Source organism: Sphingomonas abietis (assembly GCF_027625475.1).
Taxonomy (GTDB): domain Bacteria; phylum Pseudomonadota; class Alphaproteobacteria; order Sphingomonadales; family Sphingomonadaceae; genus Solisphingomonas; species Solisphingomonas abietis.
In genome coordinates this window covers 3,587,120-3,611,885 of record NZ_CP115174.1, presented here as the reverse complement: position 1 = coordinate 3,611,885, position 24,766 = coordinate 3,587,120, and the positions used below count along the sequence as shown (strand labels likewise).

Sequence of the window (24,766 nt, the reverse complement as noted above, 5' to 3'; positions counted from 1 at the left end):
GCGCGGCATGAACACGGGCCGGCTCGAGGCCTTCACCGATGGCGTCGTCGCGATCATCATCACGATCATGGTGCTCGAGTTGAGGGTGCCGCAAGGCGGCGACCTGCGCGATCTCGCGTCGAGCGCGCCCGTCCTGCTAGCCTATCTGCTGAGCTTCGTGAACGTGGGCCTCTATTGGAACAACCATCACCACATGCTGCACGCAACGGAACGGATCGACGGCCGCGTGCTTTGGGCGAACCTCTTCCTGCTGTTCTGGCTGAGTCTCGTGCCGTTCGTCATTCGCTGGCTCGACGACAGCGGCTTTGCACCCGGCGCGACCGCCGCCTACGGAATCGTCCTCGGTCTGGCGTCGGTCGGATACGCGCTGACCGAGCGGTCGATCATCGCCTGCAACGGGCCGGACTCGCCCGTCGCGCAGGCGATCGGAAGCGACTGGAAGGGAGTGGGTAGCATCGCGCTTTACGTTGTCGCTGTCCCGCTGGCTTATGTGAGCCGCTGGTTCGCGCTCGTCCTCTATATCGTCGTCATCCTGCTCTGGCTGGTGCCCGACCGGCGGATCGTCAGGGCGTTGAATCGATCGAAGGCGTGAGACGCACCCCAACCATCGGTTGGGTGGCCGTGAGCCGTCGTGCGCCGTATCCTGATGAAAAGGTTGATAGGAAGCCTCGACCATGAGCCACCCGAAGCTGTTCGAGCCGCTGACGATCGGCGATCTGACCCTTCCGAACCGCATCGTTATTGCACCGATGTGCCAATATTCGGCGACCGATGGGCGGATGAACGATTGGCACCTCATCCATCTCGGCCATCTAGCTCTTTCAGGCGCAGGGTTGCTGACCATCGAAGCGACCGCCGTCCTGCCTGAGGGGCGAATTAGCTACGCCGATGTCGGTCTGTGGGATGCTGAAACGCAGGCTGCGATGGCCGCGGTTCTTCAAAGCGTCCGCAAGTGGTCCGACATGCCAATCGGCGTCCAGCTCGCCCACGCAGGACGCAAGGCGTCCGTCGCAAGGCCCTGGGAGGGCGGCCACCAGATTTCACCGGACATGGCGAATGGTTGGCAGACGGTCGCTCCCTCCGCCATTCCCTTCGGCGCGCATAGTCACGCTCCCATGGCGCTCGACGAGGCTGGTCTTGCACGCATTCGCGAGGCTTTCGGCGCGGCTGCCAAACGCGCCGGCGAACTCGGACTGGATCTGGTGCAGCTTCACGGGGGGCACGGCTATCTGATCCATCAATTTCTTTCGCCGCTCTCGAACCGGCGCGACGACGCGTATGGCGGCTCGCTCGAAAACCGGATGCGGTTTCCGCTCGAACTGTTCGAGATCGTCCGAGCCGCTTTTCCGGCCGAGCGGCCTGTCTCGATGCGGATTTCAGGCACGGACTGGGTGGAAGGTGGATGGACCATCGATCAGGCCGTCGAATTCGCGCGTGAGCTCGAAAAACGCGGGTGCTCAGCGATCCACGTCTCCAGCGGCGGTTTGGATCATCGGCAGAATATCCCGGTAGGGCCAGGATATCAGGTGCCGCTCGCGCGAGCGATCAAGCGGGAGGTCTCGATGCCCGTGGTCGCTGTCGGGCTGATCACCGATTTCGACCAGGCGGAGACCATCGTCGGCACCGGTGACGCCGACCTTATCGCGATCGCTCGCACGATCCTTTACGATGCGCGCTGGCCGTGGCACGCGGCCGCGCATCTCGGCGCGCATGTCCACGCTCCAGACCAGTATCTGCGGTCGCAGCCGCGGCAGTATCGGCATCTCTTCGACATCCCTGAGAGCGCAGAGAACTAATTCAGTTGTCGCATATCCTCAGGCGGCGGCCCTTTCGGCAGCGTCCATTCTAGACCGGTCTTCTCCGCAAGTTTGGCCATCACCTTATCCATCCTGTCGGCGATGAGTCCGTCGACGAAATCCACGAGTTCCTGCCACTCCGGAGCTCCGCCGATTTGAATGCGGAGCTCGGCGCCGAGGTGAACTTCGAACCTCTGCTCGGCGAACCCGATCTCCATCGCTTCATGCACCGTGTGGTGGCCTGCATTGTGAGCGAACCGCTTGTTTCGCAGTTCGACAATTTCGTCATGGAATGGGCGTAGATGTTCCGGGAGTGCGCCACGTGAAAACCCGCTGCCTGCACCACCTTCCTGCAATCGGACATAGGTCACGGCAAAGGCACCGGTGAGCATCTCGTTTTCGAGGATCGAATCCATAGTCGGCGCGAACCGATAATCCGTCAGGCGCCGCTTGATGTGCTTGAGCGTCACCAACGTGATCGAGGCAAATGACAGGCGGGAAAGCTGCGAAAGCTCGCGGTCGACGGATTTGAGGACGGCCCGCCCGTCGGCCGCCATCGCCTGGATCTGATCGCGCCACTCGGCCGGGAGGTATTGCACCGCCTCCTCAGGAATGACGAAGTATTCGTCGGTATCGTCCTCGCCGCTCGTCGGATCGTTCTCCATCATATCGCCGCCAGCGTTGTTACCGACAAACCCAGGGTCTCCAGCCCGGGTCATTCGGTAAAGTCAAACGAGCCACGGCCGACAGAAATCAACGCTTCCATATCGACCGCGTGATCCGATGCTGACATCGGCCGTGAAGGTGCATCCGCCGACAAAGTCTCCACCCGCGCTCCTCCGGTCAATGTGCGATGGACCGGGCAGTGGTCCGCGATCTCCATCAAGCGCGCCTTCTGAAGCGTGTCGATCTCACCTTCGATCTCGATGCGACGCGTGAAACAGTCCGCCGGGTCAAGATCGTTCTGTCGAGAGTGCTCGACGCTCGTCTCGACATGCGTGACAGGCCAGCCTTTGCGCTCGGCATAGAGCTTCACGGTCATCGTAGTGCATGCGGCCAAGGCCGCCGCCAGCATTTGATACGGGCTGGGGCCAGAGCCGTTGCCGCCGACCGAGAGCGGCTCATCGGCGAGGATCTCGATGCCTGCCGTTCTAATGCTGGCCTGAAACTTCCCGTCTCCGGTATTCCTTGCGATGGCGCCGTCAACCCAGCGCGACCCGTCGTTCATGCGCCGACTCCGGCAAGGGAGGTGTCGATCGCCATTCCGCTCTTGATCGTGAGGGTGACGGGCGTGCGCTCCGCGATCTCGGCCATTCTCGCCTTGGCCGCGTCATCCGGGCCGGAGATGTGCAGCACGCGGGCGATGCGGTTGCCTTCAGCTGAGGCAACAATCCGCAGGTCAACATCGAGCGAGGTGATCGGCCAGTCGTGGCGATCGGCATACATGCGCAGCGTGATTGCCGTGCAGGCGCCGAGCGCCGCCAGCAGCAAATCGTAGGGCGCCGGGCCTGCACCAGTGCCCCCTCGGCTGGCAGGTTCGTCCGCGACGATCGCATGCCCGCCGGCGGCGATCTCGACCTGATAGCCCGTCGCACCGATATGGGCCGTCGCTTTGGCCATGCTCAAGTCTCCTGATGGGTCCCGTCGACGATGTCCTGAATAGGCAGCGTGAAGCGGAAGATCGAGCCCGCGCTCGCCTTGGATAGGTGGTCTAGCGTCCCACCATGATCGACGATGATCGCGCGGCAGATCCGCAATCCCAGGCCGAGGCCCGTCGCCTTGGTCGTGAAGAAGCCGTCGAACAATCTCTCCCGATCGGCCGACGCGATACCAGGACCGCTGTCCTCAACCTCGATGATGACGAACGTCTCGTCACCGCGTGCGCGGACCTTGAGCGCCCGGCTCCAGCACTGCGCGTCGGCCATGGCCTGCGCGGCATTGACCATCAGATTGGTCAGGACCTGGCGCACCTGAACACCGTCGGCAATCACGGTCGGCAGGTCGGCTGCAATGTCGAGCGACAATGTCGCATGGCGGCTTGCCAGCTCCTGCCGCAGGAACCCGGCCGTCTCCTCGATCAGAACTTTGACGTCGCAGACCTCCCGCGCCTGACCGCGGTTCGAGGCCATCGCGCGGAGCTTTGCGACGGTTTCGTTGGCTTTCGTTGCACCGAGCACGATCGTCTCGAGACAGTCTTCGACCTGACGGAGTTCCGGCGGCGTCTTATGGAGCCACCGGAGTCCGGCCTCCGCGGATGTCATCATTGCCGCGAGAGGCTGGCGAACTTCGTGCGCAATCGTTGCGGTCATCACCCCGAGGGTGGACAGCCGGTCCGAATGAGCCATCTCGGCCTGAAGGCGGAGCAGCGAATCCTGCACGCAAATCTGCTCGGTGATGTCGAGGAGGCCGAACGAAATTGCGTCGCGACCGTCAGCTTCCGTCCAGGCCACGAACGTCGCATGGATCGCCCGACCGTCGGGTGCCTGCAGGTTCAGCGTCGTTCGAAACTTTCCAGCTGTCCCGAGGGTGTCCTCGATCGCACAGCGTAGTTGATCGGCCTGTGCGAACGGCCAGATACCCGACAAGGCCACCGGAAGCGCCTGGGGCTCAACCCCGAGGATCCCCAGCGCGCGCGGGTTGCCCATCACCAATTTGACCGTGGTCAGCAACTGGCGCTGCAGGTTTTCGCGACGGGCACCTGAGAGACCAGGCTCTGCAAGCTTCGCAATGACGGCATGACCCTCGCGCACGTCCAGACGCCCGAGAGCGAGCTCCATCGCCTCGATCATGGGAGCCGGATAGTCTGCGATATCGGTCACGATCCTGTCAGGCGGCAATGAACTCCAGGATGTCCTGGTTCAGCCTGTCTTTGTGCGTGAAGAGGATCCCGTGCGGGGCGCCCTCGTAAACCTTTAGCGTCGCATCCGGAAACAGCTCCGCCGCCTGGCGCGCCGTCGCGTTGAACGGCACGAACGCGTCGTGCTCGCCGTGGATGACCAGCACCGGCACGTCGAAGCGCTCGATATCGTCGCGATAGTCGGTTGTGGCGCAGGCCGTCACCGCGTCATGCCCCGCCTTCAGCGATCCCTGAAGCGCCATATGGTGGATATGGGCAAGGCTTCCTTCGGAGACATCGCTGCCCTCCTGGCCGGTCGCGAAGAACAGACGCGCGAATCCGCGCAGGAATTCCGAGCGATCCGCAAGCAGGCCCGAGCGGACGTTGTCGAAAACGACCTCGGGAACGCCGTGCGGATAGTCTTCGCTCTGGCCGAGCTTCGGGGTTGTCGAGCCGATCAGAATGACACGCGAGATGCGCTCCGAGCCGTGCCGCCCGACATAGCGAGTCACCTCACCGCCACCCATGGCATAACCGATCAGCGTGACGTCACGCAGGTCGAGATGGGCGATCAGCTCGGAGAGATCGTCGGCGAAGGTGTTGTGGTCGTATCCGTCCCACGGCTGATCGGAGCGGCCGAAGCCGCGCCGGTCGTGGGCTATGACGCGGTAGCCCTGCGACGCCAGGAACATCATCTGATTTTCCCACATGTCGCTGTTGAGCGGCCACCCATGCGCGAAGACCACCGGCGTGCCGCTGCCCCAGTCCTTGTAATACAGACGGGTCCCGTCTCTGACCTCCAGCATCGGCATTCGAAATTCTCCACCCGCGAGTCACTTCATCCTAGCCGCTGAGCATCCGAAGGGCCTGCCCCCATCGGGTCGAACAATTCCACCCGAAAGGGGGACTAGCCAACGACGGGCGTGGCGGCGGTCGGGTGCCGACCCCATGCGATCGTCCCGGCCAGACCCACCAGGCCCGCGGCGGCGAGTGCGGAGGCAAGACCGTAGAAATGCACCAACCATGCACCGATCGCGGCTCCGACGAAGATCGAGACAACGGCGGCGACGCGGCGTGGCCAGTTCGGATTGCTGCCACCGGCGGCTGACGAGTCTGCCGCGAGGCCAGTGATGGTCAGGGTCAACACGGTCGTGGTGAGGTCGGGCACCTTCAGTTGCCTGATCGTCGCATTGCGAAAGCCCATCGCCACGCCGGTTAAGGCGATGATCGCGAAGGTTCGCGCATCGCCAAGCTCTGAAATCTCAAGGCCGATCGCGATTGCGGCCGCGATCCACAGCAGCGCGGTCTCGAGGAGGGATGCACGCATCAACCAGGCGCTCATCGGCCGACCGATGTGCCCGCGTGCAAGGCGGCCGGCGACCAGAGCTCCCGCCATGAAGGCCAGTATGGCCACGACATAAGCGGACCATTTGAAGCCGGGCGTGCCTGCGGCTGCAAAGCCGAGGAAGACGACGTTGCCGGTCATGTTGGCCGTGAAGACCTTGCCTAGGCCCAGAATGCTCGCGGCATCGACGAGCCCGGTGATCGCTGAGAGCAACAGGAGCAGAGCCGGGAGCGGAGACGGGGAGGGAGACTGGGTGGGCATGATTGCTCCTTCAGAACCGGAAATTGGCCTCGAGGCCCAGCATCCCGATGGTGCGTGAAGGGCCGGTCTGGCGGATGAAGCTGCCCGAACTGAACAGCGAGAGAGATGTCGAAAGTTCAAGGTCGGGTGTCGCCTGCCACGCGAGCGTGCCCTCGACCTCTTTGCCAATGAATCGCGAGTTAGCACTCCCCGGGGCGCGAATGAGATTGCCCGGAATATCGTAGATCCCGTCGGCCTTGGAGAAGCGCCAATAGGCCATGCCCGCCAGGCTCGCCGACACGTTCTTCGCGACAGTGAAGGCAACCCTCGGGTTCAGCGAAACGATGTTGTACGGGCCGATCGGCGACAGCTCGCCGAAATACTTGCCCTTCGGAAACATCGCATTGAACGTGTTGAGGCTCTTGTCCCCGGCGTGACGATCTCCGCTTACAATGTTGAAGCGCAATGTCGCATCGGGGGCGCCGGGAGCGGTCGGAAACTTGTGACCGAACTCGGTTCCCATGGTCCAGGCAGAAATGGTCTGATCGGTGAAGTGGCCGAACTGGTAGATGCCCTCGGCATTCCAGTGCCAGCCATTCTTGCTCCCGAAGACGCGCGCGCCAACACTATGCCGCACCTCATCCCCGACGACACCGCCGAAGCGGGCCTGATCGTTGTGAAAGCCCAGATAGTAGAGATCGAGCCCGTGCCGGGTCAGATAGACGCCCCATAACATCTTGGTCCGAGAGCGGCGGTCGTCGAAGCTCGACGGTCCGGGCTGGACTGGGCGAACAGCGAACACGCTCAGCGTCGCACCATCGAGCGAAGCAAGCGCCCTGAACCCGTCGAACGCGAGAGGCGTGTTCGGTCCGTAGCGGGTTCCCACCAGCCGCTCGGTGCCCAGGCTGATCATTTGGCGGCCGGCTCGGAGCGTAACGCCGTAACCATCGGGGGAGTTCGTACCGGCTTCGCCGATGCGAACGTCCGTGAACGCCTGCAACATGTCGACCCGTGTCTGGTCTATCGGGCTCGGTGATGGGGCAACGCCAATTGCGTAGGCGGCGATCGGCTGGATGAAGGCTCGGACACGTCCGACGTGGAGGTCGACGCTCGGTACGAAACGCACCCACTGATAGCCATCGTTGGGTGCCGCCGCGCCTCCCCACAGGTTGTTGCGATAGCTCTCGTTGCGGACCCGAAGCTCTGCCGCGACGGTCGCATAGGCATCATCGGCTATCGGGATATATTTGAGATTGTCGCTCCACCGGCCCGGGCGATCGGCCGGATCTGCCATCGTCGACCAGTCCTCGTCATAGCGAGTGGTGGTCAGCGTGGGCGGCTGCCAAGGCTCCCGGTCCTGCGCGAAAGCGGGGGTGGCGAGGACAAGGCTGACAAGGGCGAGCTTACGCACGCCGGCGCTCGAGCTCGGCAACCAATGCCGCAAGCACGAACCCGCCGATCAGCCCGATATGCTCGAAAAAGGCGTTGGTCGCCATGAAGCGATCCTGCCCCGCCGGCATGGCCCAAAAGGCGTTGGCCGTGACCGCCGCTAGGAGCGTGAACACGCCAAGCATGCCCGCGCCGAGCCATACCAACCTGCCCCAGAGAATGAGGATCGGCCCGATGAACTCGACGGCTATGGTGAGCGCGGCCCAGAGGGCGGGCGGGTGCATGCCGAAATGCGCCTGCTCCGCCACCGCCGCGTTCCAATCGCTCGCCTTGACCACCCCGCCAAGCAGGTAGGCACCGACGAGCGCTAGGCGGGCGAGGAACCAGGTTGGCCGCCATTCAAGGATGGCATCGACGAACCGGGGCTCCTGCGAGGGATCGAGGGGACGGAGCATGTCAGCCGGCGTTGCTGTGGATTTCGGCGACGTAGCCGCCGGGGAAGCGCACCAGCGCCGACGATCGACCGCCTTCGCTGTGTGCGGGGACGAGCGTCTCGACGCCGGCGGCCTGCGCCTTGGCAAGGGTCGCCGTCAGATCGTCGACCTCGTAACCAGTCATATCGCGCCCATAGGGCCACGGAAGCTGCCCGTCCGAGACGATCACGAGCATCTTGCCGTAGCCCGAGCTGAGCTCGATCCGGCGATAGGTCTTGCCCGGCTGACCGATCTCGGCACCGGCGGCGCCAGGCACGTCGCGGGTGACCTTGGCGTGCGCGAAGGCCGTCCAGTGCCTGATGAAGGCATCGGCGACATCGGGGGTGAGATAGACGCGGTTCTCGGGCACGTGGACGAGCGCGGGATAGTTGGGCTTGGTCGTGTGCCAGTAGAGCTGCATGTTCACGCCGCCCGGCCACTGGACGACGACGTCACGGCCGATCGGATCCGGGAAGGTCATCAGCAGACGCGCAGCGCCATTCTTCACCGCCGACGTCGTTGCAGCGTCCATGTCGGTGACAAGGTAGCCCGTGCGCTCGGCGCCGAACGGGTAGGGGATAGGCGTCTTGAAGCCGAACACCGAAAGCGAGCCGACCGGCGTCAGCACGAGCTGCGACATGGTCTGGCTCGCGGTGGGGGTGACCTGGAAGACACCTTGTTTCGAAGTGGTGCCACCGAAGGTCGCGACGAGGCTCGCGACGAACTTGTCGAAATCCTCAGGCGCCACATAGACGTGGGTCGTGTCGTATTGCGCGCCGACCGCATAGTCAGCCGATGGCGCAGCCTCGCGGGCGGCGGTGGGAGCGATGGGAGCAGCACCGAGCAGGGCTGCGGCGATTAGCAGGGCTGAACGCTTCATCTTGGTATCTCCGATCGTCTTAAACCGCCCAGCAGCCGCACCCCAACGCGCCCCAGAAGGTCTGGACATCGCGCGTGGGGACAGACCGACCGAGGGCGGCCGCATGGTCATGGCCGTGAACCTGGCAGGCGCTGGCGCAGCCACAAGCGCTTGCGAGCTTGGCGCTGGCTTCGGGCGTGCGATGGTAGCCCCCGAAGGTCGCGACCGGCGACCAGTCGGGCATCGGTTTTGGCAACTCGGGCGCAAGCGGCGCGAAGTCGCCTTCGCCGTAAACGACCCTGCCTCCCAGCACCGTCAGCACGGAGCGCAGGTGTGGGATATCGCTTTCGGGAACGCTGAAATAGTCGCCGGAGAGCAATGCGAGATCGGCGAGCTGCCCGACCTTGATTTGCCCTTTCTTGCCGATCTCGTTCGAGAACCAGGTGTTCTCGTGCGTCCACATCCGGAGCGCCTTTTCACGGCTCACCCGGTTGGCGCCGGGGTAGAGACCAAGGCCGCCGACAGTCTTGCCCGTGACGAGCCAGTTCAGCGAGACCCAGGGATTGTAGGATGCGACGCGCGTCGCATCGGTGCCCGCACCGACCGGCAGGCCGGCGGCGAGCATCTTGGCGATCGGGGGCGTGCGCTCCGCCGCGCGGGCGCCGTAGCGCTCGACGAAATATTCGCCCTGATAAGCCATGCGGTGCTGGACCGCGATGCCACCTCCGAGGGCCGCGATGCGGTCGATGTTGCGGTCGCTGATCGTCTCGGCATGGTCGAAGAACCAGTGGATGCCGGTGAGCGGGATGTCGCGATTGACCTTCTCGTAAACATCGAGCGCGCGGCCGATCGTTTCATCATAGGTGGCGTGAAGGCGCCACGGCCAGCGATGCTCGGCGAGCAGGCGGATGACGGGCTCCAGATCGCCTTCCATGCTCGGCGGCATGTCGGGGCGCTCGACGCGGAAATCCTCGAAGTCGGCCGCCGAATAGACCAGCATCTCGCCCGCACCATTGTGGCGATAGGTGTCGTCGCCCTGGCCGGGGCTGACTTGCTTCACCCAGCCCGAAAAATCGGCCAGCTCTTCCTTCGGCTTCTGCGTAAAGAGGTTGTAGCTGATCCGCAGCGTAAGCTGATCGTCGCGGTGAAGCTTCTCGATGATCTGATAATCGTCGGGATAATTCTGGAAGCCGCCGCCCGCATCGATCACGCCGGTGACGCCGAGACCGTTCATCTCGCGCATGAAGTGGCGCGTGGAATTGATCTGATATTCCGGCGGAAGCTTCGGTCCCTTGGCCAGGGTCGAATAGAGGATCGTGGCGTTCGGCTGGGCGAGCAGCAGCCCGGTGGGGTTGCCGGCCGCATCGCGGACGATCTCGCCGCCGGGCGGGTTGGGCGTGTCCTTCGTATAGCCGACAACGCGTAGCGCGGCGGCGTTGAGCAGCGCGCGATCGTAAAGATGGAGGATGAAGACCGGCGTGTCGGGCGCGACCGCATTGAGTTCGGCGATGGTCGGCAGACGCTTCTCAGCGAACTGATGCTCAGTGAAGCCGCCGACGACGCGTACCCATTGCGGCGCCGGGGTGTTGTCGACCTGACGCTTGAGCATCGCCATCGCTTCGGCGAGGCTCGGCACGCCGTCCCAGCGCAGCTCCATGTTGTAGTTCAGACCGCCACGGATGATGTGCATGTGGCTATCGATCAGGCCGGGGATCAGGCGTCGGTGCCTGGCATCGATCACGATCGCATTCGGGGCGGCGGCGGCGCGCGCGTCCTTCTCGCTGCCCACCGCGAGGAACTTGCCATCGCGGATCGCGACGGCTTCGGCCTCGGGGTTTTCGCGATCGAGGGTCGTCACCTTGGCGTTGACGAGGATCAGGTCGGTGGTGGTCATGGCCGCTTTCACATTTCCGGAGAGAAGCGGCGCGAGCGTGATCGCCGCGCCGCCGAGAAGAGTGTCGCGCCTGCTGAGCGTCACGCCGCCGCGTCCGTATCGGTATTGGCGGGCAGCTTGCCGAAGACGTGATTGGTGCAGGCGGCGTGGATCTCCGCCGCCTTGTCCTTGCTCGCCCAGAAGCTCTTGATGAGCGGGACGGCCTGTTCACCGATCAGGATGCCTGCAAGTCCGACCAGGGCGATCGTCGGCGGTGCCGGCGACCGTACCTTGATCAGGGCGTAGATCACGCCGACAAGCACGCCTGCGGCGAGCGAGATAAGGTACGGTCGCATGGCCTCAGTGCCCGCCTTCCGACGCGCCAAACATGGTCTTGGCGTAGGTGATGCCGAGGCCATAGGCGCCGCCCAGCTTCTTCGCGGTGCCGGTGACCACGTCGTAAGTTTCGGTGCGGCCCCAGTCGCGCTGCAGCTCGAGCATGTACTGGAGCGAGGTCATCGGGATCGCGCCGAGCTGGATCATGCGCTGGCAGGCGCGCTCATGGGCCTCGTCCGACACGTCGCCACAGGCGTCGGCGATGAAATAGACCTCGAAGCCCTGATCGATTGCCGACGCCGTCGGGCCGACGATGCAGACGCCGGTCCACAGGCCAGCGAGCACGACACGGGTCTTGCCGATGCGGTTGACCTCCTCGATCACCGGCGCGTCTTCCCAGGTGTTCATCGACGTGCGGTCGAACAGCTTCTGGCCCGGGAACACGTCGGTGATCTCGGAGAACATCGGGCCCGAGAAGGACTTTTCAGCGACGGTGGTCAGGATCGTCGGCACGTTGAAGATCTTGGCGGCGTGCGAAATCAGCGCCGCGTTATTGCGCAGCAATGTCGCGTCGATCGACTTGGTCGCAAACGACATCTGCGACTGGAAATCGATGAGGATGAGGGTGTGGTCGGTCGGCGAGATGAGCGTCTTGCCGGGCGTGGGGGTGGCGGTGATGGACATGCGGATCTCCCGTTCATTGAAGGCAAGGGTTTCACCTTCGCGGCGCCGGGTGGTTGCCGGCGCCGCGTTGGTCTTTCCGTTGTTTCGAGGGTGTTTTGATCGACCGGGGCGGATGGGTCTTGGACGAACGTGATGCGTTCGGTGGTGGTTTTTGTCAGACCCTCGCGCGCGCCGGCGGCGGTATCTCAGAGGCGCAAATTGGTCCGCGCGAGTTCGATGATTTCATCACCTCGACCGCTCATGATCGCCTTGAGCATGTAGAGGCTGAAGCCCTTCGCCTGTTCGAGCTTGATCGCCGGCGGCATGGCGAGTTCCTGCGACGCGGTGCGGATATCGACCAGTGCGGGGCCGTCATGGGCGAAGGCCTTCGTGAGTGCCGGCTCGACCTGATCTGATTCGTCGACCCGTATACCCAGCACGCCGCACGCATTCGCCATGGCGGCAAAGTCCGGGTTCTGGAGCTGAACGTTGACGTCGAGATAGCCGCCGGCCTTCTGCTCCATTGCGACGAACCCGAGCAGCCCGTTGTCGAACAGCACGATCTTCACCGGCAGGTTGAGCTGCGCGAGGCTCAGGAAGTCGCCCATCGACATCGCGAATCCGCCGTCGCCCGAGAGCGAGATCACCTGCCGGTCAGGGAAGGCGGCCTGCGCACCGAGGGCCTGGGGCAGGGCGTTCGCCATCGAGCCATGGTTGGCAGAGAAGAGCAGGCGCCGCTTGCCCGTCATCTTGAGATAGCGCGCCGCCCAGACAGTCGGCGTACCGACATCGGCGGTGATGACCGCATCGTCGGACGCGAGATCGCTGACCAGCTTCGCGATATATTGCGGATGGACGGGACGCCCCGGCTTGTCAGCCGTGGCGAGGTCGTCGAGACCCTTCCTGGCGTCGGCATAATGGTCGAGAGCACGCGTCAGGAAGGTACGATCGTCGCGCCGCTCGAGGCGTGGCAGGAGCGCGCCAATCGTCTCGCGCACGTCGCCGACGATCCCGAGGGTGAGCGCGGCACGCTTGCCGAGCTGGGACGGGTCGCGGTCGACCTGGATGATCTTCGCGTCCTTCGGGTAGAAGTTGCGATAGGGGAAGTCAGTGCCGAGCATCAGCAGCGTGTCGCAATTCTCCATGACCTGATAGCCCGACGAGAAGCCGATGAGCCCGGTCATGCCGACGTCGAAGGGATTGTCCCATTCGACATGTTCCTTGCCACGCAATGCATGGACGACCGGCGCCCCGAGCCGATCCGCCAGCGCCACGACCTCGTCATGCGCGCCAGCGCAGCCGCTGCCGCAGAGCAGGGCGACCGCCTCGGAGCCGGCCAGCAACTCGACGAGCTGGTCGATGTCCGCTTCGTTGGGAAGAAGGCGCGGTGGTTGGAGTGCCGGGAAGGTGGCGGATGCACCGGCGGGCGCCTCGGCAAGGGCGATGTCGCCGGGGATGACGACGACGGCGACGCCCTGCTTGCCGATCGCCGCGCGCATCGCGCGGTGGAGAACCTCGGGCATCTGTTTTGGGTTGCTCACCAGTTCGACGAAATGGCTGCACTCGCGAAACAGCTCTTGGGGATGCGTTTCCTGGAAATAGCCAAGGCCGATCTCCGACGAGGGGATATGCGCTGCGATCGCGAGGACCGGCACATGGTTGCGATGGCAGTCGAACAGGCCGTTGATGAGATGGAGATTGCCCGGACCGCACGAGCCCGCGCAGACCGCGAGCTTGCCGGTGAGCCCCGCCTCTGCGCCGGCTGCGAACGCCGCGACCTCTTCGTGGCGCGTCATCATCCAGCGGATCGAGCCGAGGCGCCTGAGGCTCTCGTTCAACCCGTTGAGGCTGTCGCCGGTAACGCCCCAGATCCGCTCGACGCCTGCATCGGCAAGCGTGGTTGCGACGAGATCTGCGATGGTCTGTTTCGACATTAGCTGGATTCTCCACGAACGATCGGGCGGTAACGCTCTGGCTCACGCAAACGACGGTCTCGATCTCCCTCGCTGTGGATCTCGACCGTTCGTGCTGAAAGCCGGACGACGCATAGCCCTGATAGCGCCCGCCCGGCTTGGACAGGATCGATACTAATCGGACCATCGCGTCATGATCGCATCACGGTGCCCGGCGTTCGGAAGATTTGGGCAATGCGGGGAGGTCTGGCCCGTCCAAGAAACCGGGCTAATCGACAAGATGGGGAGGCGCGCGATGGGTAGCTTGGCCTCGAACCGAGAGAGAGCTGCCCATGACCGCGACTGACCTTCTGACTCCTGACGACTGTGTGGTGCTCCTGGTCGACGAACAGGCTGGATTGGCCTTCGCCACCGGTTCGGGTGACCGCCAGCAGCTGCGCAGCAATGCGATCGCGCTCGCCCGCACGGCGCGCGCCTTCGACGTCCCGGTGATCGTCAGCACCTCGGCGTCCAAGGTCTATAGCGGTCCGCTCATGCCGCCATTGCGCGCGGTGTTGCCGGACCTTACGCCTATCGAGCGCCGGAACATGAATGTCTGGGAGGATGAGGCGGCGCGCGGCGCGTTGGTCGCCACGGGACGAAAGACCATCGTCGTTGCCGGTCTGCTGACCGAGGCCTGTGTCAGCTTTCCGGTGCTCTCGGCCCTGGCCGAGGGCTATGCCGTTCGGGTGGTCGCCGACGCCTGTGGGGGCCTGACCCCGGAAAGCCACAGCGCCGCGCTGCGCCGGATGGAGCAGGCCGGCGCCGTGCTAACCTCTTGGCTCCAATTTCTGCTGGAGCTGCAGCGCGATTGGACCCGACACGACACCTATGAGGCTGCACGCAGTATCGTGGTCGATCACGGTGGTGGCTACGGGATCGGGCTCGATTACGCCCGGGATATGATCCACCCCGCCTGAGCGCGCGGGCTCGCCCAATCGGTTGCCGAGACATGGTGGCCGCGAGGGGCCTGGAAATACCCCCCCCAAACACAAGGAATCTGAGATGACCTTCGCGTTCGATCCCACCGATTGGCACGTGGTGCCGGAACGCCTTTTCGCAGAGCTCAAGGTCGGCGAGATCTTCCGCGCTCCGAGCCGGACGCTCACCGACGCCCACGCCTCGGCATTCCAGACCGTGTCCTGCGACAATCATCCAATTCACTATGATGTCGGATACGCCAAGCGGTTCGGCCATTCCGCTCCGGTCGTTCATGGTCTTCAGGTTCTCGCCTTTACCGCCCCTGGCGCGACGCTCCTTCCGCACAATTTCGGATCGATCTTCATCGCGTTTACGGAACTCTCGGCGAAGTTCGTCAAGGAAGTGCATGCAGGGGACACCCTCTATTCCGCGCTCGAAATCGTCTCGCTCACGCCGATGGGCGATCGCGGCGAAGTGAAGACCGATGTTACGGTGCATAATCAGGATGGTGACCTCGTCCTGAAGGGCAGCCACACCTACCTCTTGCGGACAGCATAGCACGAGTGCTCAGGGCCTAGGTGCGCAGGGCGAAGATCACTTCGATCTCGAGGAGTCCGCCGTCGGGCAGACTGGCGACACCGATCGCCGAGCGGGCAGGCGGCGGCAGGCCCGGAAAAAGCTGCGCGAGTGGCCCGGATACGTGGTCCAGCACCGCCGAATGGCGCGTGAAGCTGGCTGAGGCGAACACATAGCCGCGCAGGAAGATAGGCCTCTCGAGACAATCGAGATCGATGCTTTGCTGGACCGCTGCCAGAGCACGCGCGAGACAGGCCTTGCCCGCGGCGGCATATGTCGTCGGATCAGTCTCGGGCGTGGCCGGTCCCTGGATGATCCCTTCCGCGGATCTGGACAGCTGCCCGCTGACATAGACGAGGCCGGCATGCTGCTGGATGGGCGAATAAAGGCCGCGCGGCTCTGGAGGGTCAGGCAGCGCCCATCCAAGGGCGGCGAGGTGCTTAGCGATCATGAGCGTGATCCGGTGCGAGATCGGACAGCGTCACCTTGCCGCCGATCCAGCAGGCCGAGACCGCTCCATCCTTCATCTCAAAGTTGACCCGGATCTCGGAGGGCCGCCCCATCGCCCAGCCCTGCCGGATGACGATGTCTCGGTCGGAGGCCTCGACGAGCCCGTTGGCAAGGAGACCGAAGGCTAGGGCTGCAGCCGCAATCCCGGTCGCGGCGTCTTCTGGATAGCCGGATGATCGGGGGAACTGCCGCGCAGCGAAGACCTGGAGCGTCGGATTGACGACGGCATAGGGGTACATCCCTGTCGAATTGACCCGATCGCACAGCGCTTCCATGCGGGCAAAATCGGGTGCGAGGCGATCGAGCACGCCTTCATCGGCCATTGGAATGAGCGTCTTCACGCGGCTCGTGCGGGCGTTCTGAACCGGGAAGGATGCAAGGTCAGTCGCCTGCAACCCAAGCACCGACCCAACCTCCGCGAGGAATTCAGGGTTGGCGATCTCCTGGACCTCCCCGACCGGTTGGGAGACGCGGACGATGCGATCAGCCGAACCTTCATGCGTCACGGTCGCCCGGACGATGCCGCTTGCCGTGGAGATCGAGAGGGAAGATGTCGGGAGCCTTCCCAGGGCGTCGAGGAGCCACACCGCGCCAACGGTCGCATGGCCGCACATCGCCACCTCGTGGTTGGGCACCCAGAAGCGCAACGCGAGATCGCATCCGCTTCCCTCTTGCGCCTGCAAGACGAAGCCGGCCTCGTGACCGTACTGGCGCGTGATCGCCTGCATCTCGCTATCCGGCAGAGCGTCGGCATCAAGAATGATCGGGGCCGGGTTGCCACCGGCAGGGCCTGCCCCAAACACGCTGACGACATGGATTTCCGGGATGGCTTTCACAACGTTTCGCTCCTCGACAGGCGGTGCGGGTTCTCGCCGGTTCTTATCTGTCGATCCACCCATCGCTGTCTGTCGTCGTCGTGCCAAAATTCGATCGGGATCGGGACTCGGTTAAGTGCCCATGGCTCGATTCCGCGCGAGGAGAGTCCCGATCGAGAGCGCGGCAGTCGCTCACAGATCGTAACCTCGATGTGCATTTTCCGTTGAATGATCGCCAGCCCCAAGTCGCGGTGTGGACGCGGGCTGCGTTCAAGATCGCGGAGAAATGCCTGGATCAATGCCGACACTCGGAGGGCTTCCGATGACCACCCGCATGACCCGCCTGATCGCGCCGCTGCTTGGAGCGACGATGCTGATCGCCGCGACGGATGCCCCCCGCATCGCGTCCCTCCCGCAGCTCTTCGACGGGGCGATGAACCCCGATCTGGCCGTCTCGACCCTGTCGCATGTCGAGACGCTCTTTCCGCACGGCGAAGTGAAGGCGAGCGGCCATCCTGCCGCGCTCGCGGCGTCAGACCGGAGCTTGCCACCGATTCACTTCATCGATCATGGCCGGACCTTCGACCTGCACGACTATCTCGCCACCAACCGCATCGCGGGCCTGCTCGTGCTCAAGGACGGCCGTACGGTGTTGGAGGATTATGAGCTCGGCACCGGCCCGGCGACGCGCTGGTCGAGCTTCTCCATGGCGAAATCGATCACATCGACTTTGATGGGCGCGGCCGTCCGAGATGGTTATGTGAAAAGCATCGATGATCCGATCACGCAGTACGTGCCGGCGTTTCGCGGCGGCGGGTACGAAGGGGTGTCGATCCGCGACGTGCTGATGATGGCTCGGGTGTGCGGTGGGACGAAACCTATACGGATCCGTCGTCCGACCGTCGCAAGCTGCTTGCTCAGCAGATGCTCTTCCGACCGGGGACCGCCGTCGATTTCATGCGCGCGCTGCCGAAGGCGGGCGCGCCCGGTTCGGTTTGGAATTACAGCACGGGCGAGACCTATGTGCTTGGCGCGGTGGTCGAAGCCGCCACCAAGAAGCCGCTTTCGACCTATCTCGCGGAGAAGATCTGGAAGCCGGCGGGAATGAAACGCGACGCGAGCTGGTGGACCGAGAGCACGGGCGGCATGACGCTGGCCGGCGGCGGCCTTGCTGCCACCCTTCGCGATTATGGCCGGTTCGGGTTGGTCGCGGCGAGCGGGGGCATGGTCGCTGGCAGGCGGATCGTCCCCGATGACTGGTTCTCCCAAGCCGGCGCTCCCCACCAGATCGGGGGGAAGCAGGTCGATTATGGCTATATGTGGTGGATCCCGGACCAGTCGGACCCGATCAACAAGGACGCCTTCTGCGCGATCGGGATCTTCGGCCAGTATATCTATGTGAACCCGCGCGAGCATCTGGTGGTGGTTGCTCTGAGCGCGCGATCGAAGCCGACCTCCGAAGCGCGGCTGCAGCTCAATGACTTCGCCTTCTTCGCAGCGGTCGCCCGCGCGCTTCACGATTGAGCGAACCTGCCGAGAAAAGGGCGCGATCGGGATTGACGGAACCCGGCAGATGACGAACCATCCTCACCGTGGCCATGATGGCACGAGGGGTTCGGGATGCAGGTCACCCGCAGCGCGCAGAATTCGACAAGCGGATACCGGATGCCAGCGCACCGGCACGACGACTATATGGTGATGATCCCGGACCGCGGTCTGATCGAGGTACGCGATGAGCGTGCGGGATGGGCGACCGCACTGGTTGGCCGGCAGTTCCTCATCGTCCCTCCCGGCACTCTGCACAGCAGCATCTCCGTCACCGAGACGCAGAGCCACGTCGCGATCTACCTCCATAGCGATACCGTTGCCGCGGTGGCCCGAAACGGAAAACAGCGCGCCCAGCTTCTCGAGGAGGCGCCGATGGGGGCCTGGACCGCTTCGGCGACGCTTGGGCATCTGATGGCGGCGCGGCACGAAATGACCATCGGCGCTGAGACGAGCCTGGACGTGGAGCGGGTTCGCCGTCTCGATGCTCTGCTGGCATTCGAATGTCTGGCAATTTCGGCGAGCCGGCCGAGGTTGCGCCGTTCGACGACACAGGCTCACGGGGCCGCCCTGGTACGCGAGATCCATGCCTTTCTCGACGGCAATCTCGATCGACCGCTGGACCTCGACGTGCTGGCCGACCATTTCCGTATCTCGCGCCGCCACCTCACCAGGTTGTTCGTAGAGATTTCGGGCGAAACCATCCTGTCGCGCCTGCAGACGCTGCGCATCGGGCGAGCGAAGGAGTATCTGGCGCACACGCGGATGTCGGTGATCGAGATCGCACTCGCGGTCGGATTTCAATCGCCCTCGCATTTCGGCCAGATGTTCCGCAGACAAACCGGGGCAGGGCCCGCCGAGTGGCGGCGGCAGCAAAGCGGACCCGTCCAGCAAATCAGTCGATGAACGGGCGTGGGCCTTCTGTCAGGCGGGGAAGTCGGTCGAGAGCGTCACGCTTTCCCATGCATCGAACTCAGCCTGCATTTGTGCGAGTTTCTCGCCAACGAGCTGCCGAGCGTCCGAACCCAGCAATAGGTGGAGCGGCGGGTTCTCGGCAGCGATTAGCTTCAGGATCGCTGCGCCGAGCTGCGCGGGATTGCCGATCTGGTGGCCGCTATTCGCTGCACGTCGCGCGCGCTGAGGATCGAAGAAGGCGTCATAATCCGAGATGGCGCGCGGCGAGCGCATCATTGAGCCACCCGCCCATTCCGTGCGGAAAGTGCCTGGTTCGACTGCGGTCACATAGATGCCGAAACCACGCACTTCTTTGGCGACGCTCTCCGACAGGCCTTCGAGCGCATATTTGCTGGCGTGGTAGAGGCTGAGTCCGGGAAAAGAGACGAGGCCGGCCATCGACGTGATGTTCACGATGCGGCCGGCGCGGCGCGCGCGCATGAACGGCAGAACCGCTTTCGTCACCGCTGCGACGCCGAAGACGTTGACCTCGAACTGCCGGCGCATGTCGTCGATCGACGACTCCTCGAACAGGCCCTCGTGACCGTAGCCCGCATTGTTGACCAGGACATCGATCGGCCCAACATCCCGCTCGACGCTTTCGATCAACGGAGCGGCGGCGCCGAGCTCGGTCACGTCGTGCAGACGGGCATGGGCGCGTCCGGGCGCGATTGCTTCGAAATCGTCGCATTCGCTTCTTTGGCGGAGAGACCCCACGACGATATCGCCCGCCTCGAGGGCCGCCTGGGCGACGGCGCGGCCGAGCCCTTTGCTGACGCCGGTAATCAGCCAGATCCTGCTCATTGCCAGTTCGCCAGTTTCGAGGTTCGGCCGATGCCTGGGTTCAGGCTGTTGGTCGGATCCAGGTCGCGGTAATGCTTCTGGAGCGGCGGCTTGGCCGGATACAGGTGCCCGACATTATGTTCGGCTGGATATTCAGCGCCGCGCGTGTCGAGATAGACGAGCATGTCATGCTCGAAGGCGACCGGATTCTCGCCTTTCCTCAGAAAATAGTCCCGGTGGAAAACGTGGCAGAAGAAGTGACCGCAATAGCTCACCCCGGTGATCCGATCGGCGAGTTCCGGCGGTAGCTTTTCATCCCAGTCATCGTCGTTCCGGCGCAGCGCGACGTCGAGCGCGACGAAGTCGTCGACGATCTCGCGATGGAGCGCGCGGTAGCGGATCGAGGCGCCGGCGACCGCGAACCGGTGCAGAAAGGCTTTTTCGCCCTCATCCTTCGTGCATTCGAAGAAGTCGCCGCTGCCGGTGGGGAACACGCTCTTCAGCAGCTTGCGCGCATCTTCTACCCCTTCGCCCGCCATGCGCAGGATCAGGTGATGCTCGTAGCGTCGGTCAAAGTCGCGCATTCGCTCGGGCAGATGGTTGGGAAGCCAGGCGACGGCGGCTTGCATCACCTTTTCCGAGATGTCTCTGGGTGCCCAGGAGATGCGGCCGAAGAAGGCGTCGACCCGGCCCTTCAGGGCGAAGAGCTTGGGCAATGTCTTGGCGCCGAGGTAGCGGATCGCGAGGAAGGTGTCCTTCCCGTAGCGCTCGGTTAGGCGAAACGCGGAGCGGTGGATATATTCGCCCTGTACCGGGAGCGAGGCGAAGTCGCTCAGGATCGTGCGGCGTATCGCCGTCAGCTCGGCCGGATCGTTCGAGCCGATGTAGAAATCGGTCACGCCGTCCTCGAGCGGGAAAGTATCCAGCCGCACCGCGAAGACGACCACGTGGCCGCCGCTGCCGGCTGCTTCGTGGAGGTGCCGGGGATCGTTATTGAAGCGGGCAGGGGTGTCGGCGTCGACCTGGCGCACGTGATCCTGATAGCTGTGATCGGAGCAGACCCGCGAGGGATCATCGACGATCCGCGCATCGTCGAGCGAGCCTGCATCGAGCAGAGCCAGCATCGCCTCGGGATCATAGCCGAGGTCGACGCCGAGATGATTGATCAGCTCGATCGCGCCATCCCCGGTGATGCGGGCGTACAGCGCCATCTCGGTATAAGCCGGGCCACGGTGAATGAGAGCGCCGCCGGAATTGTTGCAGATCCCGCCGACGATCGATGCGCCAATGCAGGACGAGCCGATGCGGGAATGGGGTTCGCGACCGACAGCCGCGACGATCTCTTCAAGCTCGAACAGGCGCGAGCCCGGCATGCAGATTACCTGCGCGCCGCCACGGATAAGCTGAATGCCGTGGAGCCGTGTGGTGCTCACGATCACGATGTCGCGATCATAATCATTGCCGTCGGGGGTCGAGCCGCCCGTGATGCCAGTGTTTGCAGCCTGCATGATGACGATGACGCCGGCCTCGGCGCACGCCTTGGCGACCCTCCAGAGTTCGACGAGGCTGCCGGGCTGGACGACCGCGAGCGCATCACCCGAGCCGAAGCGGAACCCTGTCCTGAAGCGCCGGGTCTCGCGCTCGCCGGTCAGGAGGAAGCGCGACCCGACGATGTCGCTCAGGCGGCGCAGCAGGGCGCCAGATGCAGCCTTCGAGGGGGTGATTACAGGTGCGTTCATCGGCTGGGTCCATCAAGCTGGGCGAGGCGTCTGCCTCGCAATCTTCGCTCAATAGTGCCTAGCCAAACGTCGCGACGCTTGGCTGGCCTTGCCGGCTTTTGTTCGATCCTCGCGTGAACGCCCTCGCGCTCAGCGCGCCAGGCGACCCATTGCTTCGATCTGCGCGCTGTTGAAGCCGTGCTCCTCGAGCGGCTTGGCGAACTCGTTCGCGGGCTGGCGCTTGCGGTAGCTCGCGCAGACGAAGCGACGGATCGCTTCGAGACGGGGATCGGCAAGCGGCGTGCGGCCGCGAGCGCCGAACAGCGCGCCGAAGGCGCGGTGGACGATGCCTGCCTCGCTCGGCAAAGGCTCGGTCGCACATCCGCAATCGTTCGCATCCTTCAGCGCGACGGCGACGGCCGCCCATTCATTCTGGCTCAGATCGGGCGTTGCACTGCTGGTCATGATGTCCTCCTGCTGGTGGCTCCACCATCACGATCGAGGCGTCTCGAAACAGGTGGATAAAGTCCCCGAACTTGTTCGACGTTTTCGAACGTTGGGTGGCTGGCGGAGATATTATCGGAAGGAAGCCGACGATGATTGGACGCCTATGTTGCATTCGCCGTCCGTTTCAGGGGCTCATCGCGTGGCAGCTTTTCCACTTCGTCGAACAGTTCGGAGGACTTTGTTCCACTGTTGTGACGTCGAACATGTCGCCATTTGTGCCGTCACTGGCGAGCAATGGTTCGCCTTCGATTGGAGACTTTCAATGGCAACCGTTCCCTACAATGCTTCGACTACGGCGGCGAGCTCTGCCGCCGCGCTTCCGCTTATCGGTCGCATCGGCATCGCCGCGATCTTCATCCTGAGCGGCCTTTCCAAGGTCGCTGCTCCGGCTGCGACGATTGGCTACATCCAGTCCGCTGGCCTGCCACTTCCGCAGGTCGGTCTCGCGATCGCGCTCCTCGTCGAATTGGTCGGCGGCGTTGCGCTGATTCTCGGCTATCGCACCCGGCTGGTTGCGAGCATCCTCGCCGTGTTCTCGATCGCAACAGCGCTCGCCTTCCACTCGGCGCTGGGTGACCAGAACCAGTTCATCCATTTCTTTAAGAACGTCGCGATCGCTGGTGGTCTGCTCAACGTGATCGCGCTGGGCGGCGGCGCCTGGAGCCTCGACGCCCGTCGCTGAAGACTGACATCGTCCAATCGATCAGACCGGGCAGGTAACTGTCCGGTCTTTTCGTGCAGGTCGCGTTCGTCCTGTGCAAGACTGGCAATCTCGAAAGGACCAGGCTGGTCCGCTCGCAGAGGAGTCGACCATGCTGATGCCACCCGACGACGAAGAGACCGAGCGCGACGACGACGCGCACATCGACGAGGCGGAAGAAGAGAGCTTCCCCGCGAGCGATCCGCCGGCCTCGAACACGTTCGATTGAGGAGCGCGGCCGATGCGTAAGCTGCTCGTCCTCTATGGCTCATACCGATCGGACCGCGCTGGAATCCGACTGGCCGATTACTGCGTCCGCAAGTTCACGGCGCGCGGTGTCGAGACCGAACTGATCGACGCCAAGGCGGTCGGGCTGCCGATCCTCGACCGGATGTACAAGGAATATCCTGGCGATACAGCGCCTGAAGCAATGCGCGTGCTGGCGGACAAGATCATTGCGGCCGACGCATTTCTGTTCGTGGCGGGCGAGTATAATTGGGGCGTCCAGCCTGGCCTCAAGAACCTCACCGACCATTTCCTCGAAGAATGGTTTTGGCGGCCGGCCGCGCTCGCCACCTATTCCGCCGGACGGTTCGCCGGAGCCCGCGCCGAATTGCGTGGCACCCGACATTGGCCGAGATGGGCATGGTGGTGATTCCGAGCACGCTCGCGGTCGGTCCCGTCACCGCAGCGCTAGACGAGAATGCCGAGCCGATCGGACCGCCGGCGCCTCGCTCGACCACAGCTTCGATCGCTTGGCCGAGGAACTCAGCTGGTGGGCCGATGCCGCCCGCCGCCAGCACGAGGCGGTCGCGCCGCCTTATTGAACGACGGCAGGTCGGCACCCGCTGCTTCGCGTTCGTTTCGTGCCAATCGTCACCCGCTTCGACAATCGCGCGACCCCGCAAGGCGGCAGATCGTCTCCGAACACGAAAAGGAGACGACAATGCGTGAACATGACGGTTCGGACGGTCAGGGCGGGGATTTCACCCGTCGTGGAATTCTTGCCGGGGCCGGCCTGACCGTCGGCGCCGCGGCACTCACCGCGACGATGTCGGACGTTGCGCAGGCCGCGCCCGCGGCGGCGCCGACGTCCGGCCCGGCCGGCGATGGCTATGCAACGGCGGCGGACGGAACGCGTCTCTACTACAAGGACTGGGGTCGCGGGCAGCCGATCTTCTTCCATCACGGCTGGCCGCTCAGCGCCGACGACTGGGATGGGCAGATGCTCTACTTCCTGTCGCAGGGCTATCGCGTGATCGCAATGGACCGGCGCGGCCATGGTCGCTCGACGCAGACCGCGAAGGGCAACGACATGGACACCTATGCGGCCGACGTCGATGCCGTGGTGAAGAAGCTCGGCCTCCAGGATGCGATCCATATCGGACACTCGACCGGCGGCGGCGAAGTCGCGCGCTATGTCGCGCGCTACGGCGCCGGTAAGGTCGCCAAGGCCGTGCTCGTAGCCTCGGTTCCCCCGATCATGGTTCAGACGGCGTTCAACCCCGGCGGCCTGCCGCGCTCGGTCTTCGATGGCTTCCGCGCGCAGCTCGCCGCGAACCGCGCCGACTTCTACTGGCAGGTTCCGATCCCGTTCTACGGCTTCAACCGCCCGGGCAAGTCGGTGATCGAGGGCGTACGCCAGAATTGGTGGCGTCAGGGCATGATGGGCGGTGCGCAGGCGCACTACGAATGCATCAAGGCTTTCTCGGAAACCGACCAGACCGAGGACTTGAAGGCGATCAAGGTGCCAACGCTCGTCCTGCAGGGCGATGATGACCAGATCGTCCCCTACAAGGACGCCTCGCTCCTCCAGGCGAAGCTGCTGCCGAACAACAAGCTGAAGATCTATCCGGGCCTTTCGCATGGCATGCTGACGATCAACGGCGACGTTCTCAACCCCGACATCCTCTCCTTCATCAAGGGTTGAGCATGCCTGACCCGGCGCCCGCCCCGGCGCCGGGTCATTTTCCAT

At 64.1% G+C, this 24,766-nt stretch carries 26 protein-coding genes and 2 pseudogenes; 10 read left to right on the top strand and 18 right to left on the bottom strand.

The window, feature by feature from the left end; translation table 11 throughout:
- Window positions 1-7 precede the first annotated feature (7 nt).
- Both PBT88_RS16930 and PBT88_RS16925 read left to right on the top strand, forming a co-directional pair.
- On the top strand, window positions 8-592 hold the full coding sequence (locus tag PBT88_RS16930; protein ID WP_270076479.1) for a TMEM175 family protein: 585 nt from the start codon (window positions 8-10) through the stop codon (window positions 590-592).
- A gap of 82 nt (window positions 593-674) precedes the next feature.
- Window positions 675-1,796, top strand: coding sequence for an NADH:flavin oxidoreductase/NADH oxidase (locus tag PBT88_RS16925; RefSeq protein ID WP_270076478.1), 1,122 nt, complete (start codon window positions 675-677; stop codon window positions 1,794-1,796).
- Here the strand turns inward: PBT88_RS16925 and PBT88_RS16920 are convergent.
- The 13 genes from PBT88_RS16920 to poxB form a co-directional block, all read right to left on the bottom strand.
- Window positions 1,793-2,461: a hypothetical protein gene (locus PBT88_RS16920; protein WP_270076477.1), complete on the bottom strand. Its 669-nt coding sequence runs from the start codon at window positions 2,459-2,461 to the stop codon at window positions 1,793-1,795. The genes PBT88_RS16925 and PBT88_RS16920 overlap by 4 nt on opposite strands.
- A 50-nt stretch (window positions 2,462-2,511) precedes the next feature.
- The gene (locus PBT88_RS16915) at window positions 2,512-3,024 is read right to left on the bottom strand and encodes an OsmC family protein (protein ID WP_270076476.1); all 513 of its coding nucleotides are present in this window, start codon (window positions 3,022-3,024) and stop codon (window positions 2,512-2,514) included.
- Window positions 3,021-3,416 (bottom strand): OsmC family protein, encoded by a 396-nt coding sequence (locus PBT88_RS16910; RefSeq protein ID WP_270076475.1) that lies wholly within the window; start codon window positions 3,414-3,416, stop codon window positions 3,021-3,023. The genes PBT88_RS16915 and PBT88_RS16910 overlap by 4 nt, the downstream gene beginning before the upstream one ends.
- A gap of 2 nt (window positions 3,417-3,418) precedes the next feature.
- Entirely contained in the window at window positions 3,419-4,615 is a 1,197-nt protein-coding gene (locus PBT88_RS16905; RefSeq protein ID WP_270076474.1) for a sensor histidine kinase, read from the bottom strand.
- Between the two features lie 7 nt (window positions 4,616-4,622).
- A complete protein-coding gene (locus PBT88_RS16900; protein ID WP_270076473.1) occupies window positions 4,623-5,444 on the bottom strand; it encodes an alpha/beta fold hydrolase in 822 nt (273 codons plus the stop codon).
- A gap of 95 nt (window positions 5,445-5,539) precedes the next feature.
- Complete coding sequence (locus PBT88_RS16895; RefSeq protein WP_270076472.1) at window positions 5,540-6,238, bottom strand: YoaK family protein; 699 nt, start codon at window positions 6,236-6,238, stop codon at window positions 5,540-5,542.
- A 10-nt stretch (window positions 6,239-6,248) separates the two neighbouring features.
- Window positions 6,249-7,628, bottom strand: coding sequence for an alginate export family protein (locus PBT88_RS16890; protein ID WP_270076471.1), 1,380 nt, complete (start codon window positions 7,626-7,628; stop codon window positions 6,249-6,251).
- Window positions 7,621-8,061 (bottom strand): DoxX family protein, encoded by a 441-nt coding sequence (locus PBT88_RS16885; protein ID WP_270076470.1) that lies wholly within the window; start codon window positions 8,059-8,061, stop codon window positions 7,621-7,623. Before PBT88_RS16885 ends, PBT88_RS16890 begins: the two co-directional genes overlap by 8 nt.
- A gap of 1 nt (window position 8,062) precedes the next feature.
- Window positions 8,063-8,959: a VOC family protein gene (locus PBT88_RS16880; protein WP_270076469.1), complete on the bottom strand. Its 897-nt coding sequence runs from the start codon at window positions 8,957-8,959 to the stop codon at window positions 8,063-8,065.
- Between the two features lie 19 nt (window positions 8,960-8,978).
- Complete coding sequence (locus PBT88_RS16875) at window positions 8,979-10,832, bottom strand: amidohydrolase (protein WP_270079298.1); 1,854 nt, start codon at window positions 10,830-10,832, stop codon at window positions 8,979-8,981.
- 80 nt (window positions 10,833-10,912) lie between these two features.
- Window positions 10,913-11,167 carry a XapX domain-containing protein gene (locus tag PBT88_RS16870; protein WP_270076468.1) on the bottom strand — a complete coding sequence of 85 codons (255 nt, stop codon included), beginning with the start codon at window positions 11,165-11,167 and terminating at the stop codon, window positions 10,913-10,915.
- A 4-nt stretch (window positions 11,168-11,171) separates the two neighbouring features.
- Window positions 11,172-11,831 (bottom strand): hydrolase, encoded by a 660-nt coding sequence (locus PBT88_RS16865; RefSeq protein ID WP_270076467.1) that lies wholly within the window; start codon window positions 11,829-11,831, stop codon window positions 11,172-11,174.
- Window positions 11,832-12,016: 185 nt separating this feature from the next.
- A complete protein-coding gene (gene poxB / locus PBT88_RS16860) occupies window positions 12,017-13,744 on the bottom strand; it encodes a ubiquinone-dependent pyruvate dehydrogenase (RefSeq protein ID WP_270076466.1) in 1,728 nt (575 codons plus the stop codon).
- A gap of 311 nt (window positions 13,745-14,055) precedes the next feature.
- Between poxB and PBT88_RS16855 the strand changes: the two genes are divergently transcribed.
- Both PBT88_RS16855 and PBT88_RS16850 read left to right on the top strand, forming a co-directional pair.
- Window positions 14,056-14,682 carry a hydrolase gene (locus PBT88_RS16855; protein ID WP_270076465.1) on the top strand — a complete coding sequence of 209 codons (627 nt, stop codon included), beginning with the start codon at window positions 14,056-14,058 and terminating at the stop codon, window positions 14,680-14,682.
- 85 nt (window positions 14,683-14,767) lie between these two features.
- The gene (locus tag PBT88_RS16850; RefSeq protein ID WP_270076464.1) at window positions 14,768-15,241 is read left to right on the top strand and encodes a MaoC family dehydratase; all 474 of its coding nucleotides are present in this window, start codon (window positions 14,768-14,770) and stop codon (window positions 15,239-15,241) included.
- 16 nt (window positions 15,242-15,257) lie between these two features.
- On the opposite strand, the gene PBT88_RS16845 is transcribed toward PBT88_RS16850, so the two are convergent.
- Window positions 15,258-15,710 carry a RidA family protein gene (locus PBT88_RS16845; protein WP_270076463.1) on the bottom strand — a complete coding sequence of 151 codons (453 nt, stop codon included), beginning with the start codon at window positions 15,708-15,710 and terminating at the stop codon, window positions 15,258-15,260.
- Entirely contained in the window at window positions 15,700-16,668 is a 969-nt protein-coding gene (locus PBT88_RS16840; protein WP_270076462.1) for a PhzF family phenazine biosynthesis protein, read from the bottom strand. Before PBT88_RS16840 ends, PBT88_RS16845 begins: the two co-directional genes overlap by 11 nt.
- A gap of 202 nt (window positions 16,669-16,870) precedes the next feature.
- On the opposite strand from PBT88_RS16840, the pseudogene PBT88_RS16835 reads away from it, so the two are divergent.
- The 3 genes and pseudogenes from PBT88_RS16835 to PBT88_RS16825 form a co-directional block, all read left to right on the top strand.
- Window positions 16,871-17,374 (top strand): annotated as a pseudogene (locus tag PBT88_RS16835) (hypothetical protein); the annotation flags it as partial.
- Between the two features lie 71 nt (window positions 17,375-17,445).
- Window positions 17,446-18,108 carry a serine hydrolase domain-containing protein gene (locus tag PBT88_RS16830; RefSeq protein WP_270076461.1) on the top strand — a complete coding sequence of 221 codons (663 nt, stop codon included), beginning with the start codon at window positions 17,446-17,448 and terminating at the stop codon, window positions 18,106-18,108.
- Between the two features lie 96 nt (window positions 18,109-18,204).
- A complete protein-coding gene (locus tag PBT88_RS16825) occupies window positions 18,205-19,035 on the top strand; it encodes a helix-turn-helix domain-containing protein (RefSeq protein WP_270076460.1) in 831 nt (276 codons plus the stop codon).
- Window positions 19,036-19,053: 18 nt separating this feature from the next.
- Here PBT88_RS16825 and PBT88_RS16820 read toward each other — a convergent pair whose 3' ends face one another.
- From PBT88_RS16820 to PBT88_RS16810, 3 genes are all read right to left on the bottom strand, one after another.
- On the bottom strand, window positions 19,054-19,887 hold the full coding sequence (locus PBT88_RS16820) for an oxidoreductase (protein ID WP_270076459.1): 834 nt from the start codon (window positions 19,885-19,887) through the stop codon (window positions 19,054-19,056).
- Window positions 19,884-21,605, bottom strand: coding sequence for a D-lactate dehydrogenase (gene dld, locus PBT88_RS16815; RefSeq protein WP_270076458.1), 1,722 nt, complete (start codon window positions 21,603-21,605; stop codon window positions 19,884-19,886). Before dld ends, PBT88_RS16820 begins: the two co-directional genes overlap by 4 nt.
- Window positions 21,606-21,734: 129 nt before the next feature.
- Window positions 21,735-22,049: a hypothetical protein gene (locus tag PBT88_RS16810; protein WP_270076457.1), complete on the bottom strand. Its 315-nt coding sequence runs from the start codon at window positions 22,047-22,049 to the stop codon at window positions 21,735-21,737.
- A 52-nt stretch (window positions 22,050-22,101) separates the two neighbouring features.
- On the opposite strand from PBT88_RS16810, the gene PBT88_RS21080 reads away from it, so the two are divergent.
- The 3 genes and pseudogenes from PBT88_RS21080 (at window position 22,102) to PBT88_RS16795 (ending at window position 24,721) form a co-directional block, all read left to right on the top strand.
- The gene (locus PBT88_RS21080) at window positions 22,102-22,773 is read left to right on the top strand and encodes a DoxX family protein (protein WP_326521551.1); all 672 of its coding nucleotides are present in this window, start codon (window positions 22,102-22,104) and stop codon (window positions 22,771-22,773) included.
- Window positions 22,774-23,032: 259 nt separating this feature from the next.
- Window positions 23,033-23,618: pseudogene (locus PBT88_RS16800) on the top strand (NADPH-dependent FMN reductase).
- 119 nt (window positions 23,619-23,737) lie between these two features.
- Window positions 23,738-24,721, top strand: coding sequence for an alpha/beta fold hydrolase (locus PBT88_RS16795; RefSeq protein ID WP_270076456.1), 984 nt, complete (start codon window positions 23,738-23,740; stop codon window positions 24,719-24,721).
- Window positions 24,722-24,766 lie beyond the last annotated feature (45 nt).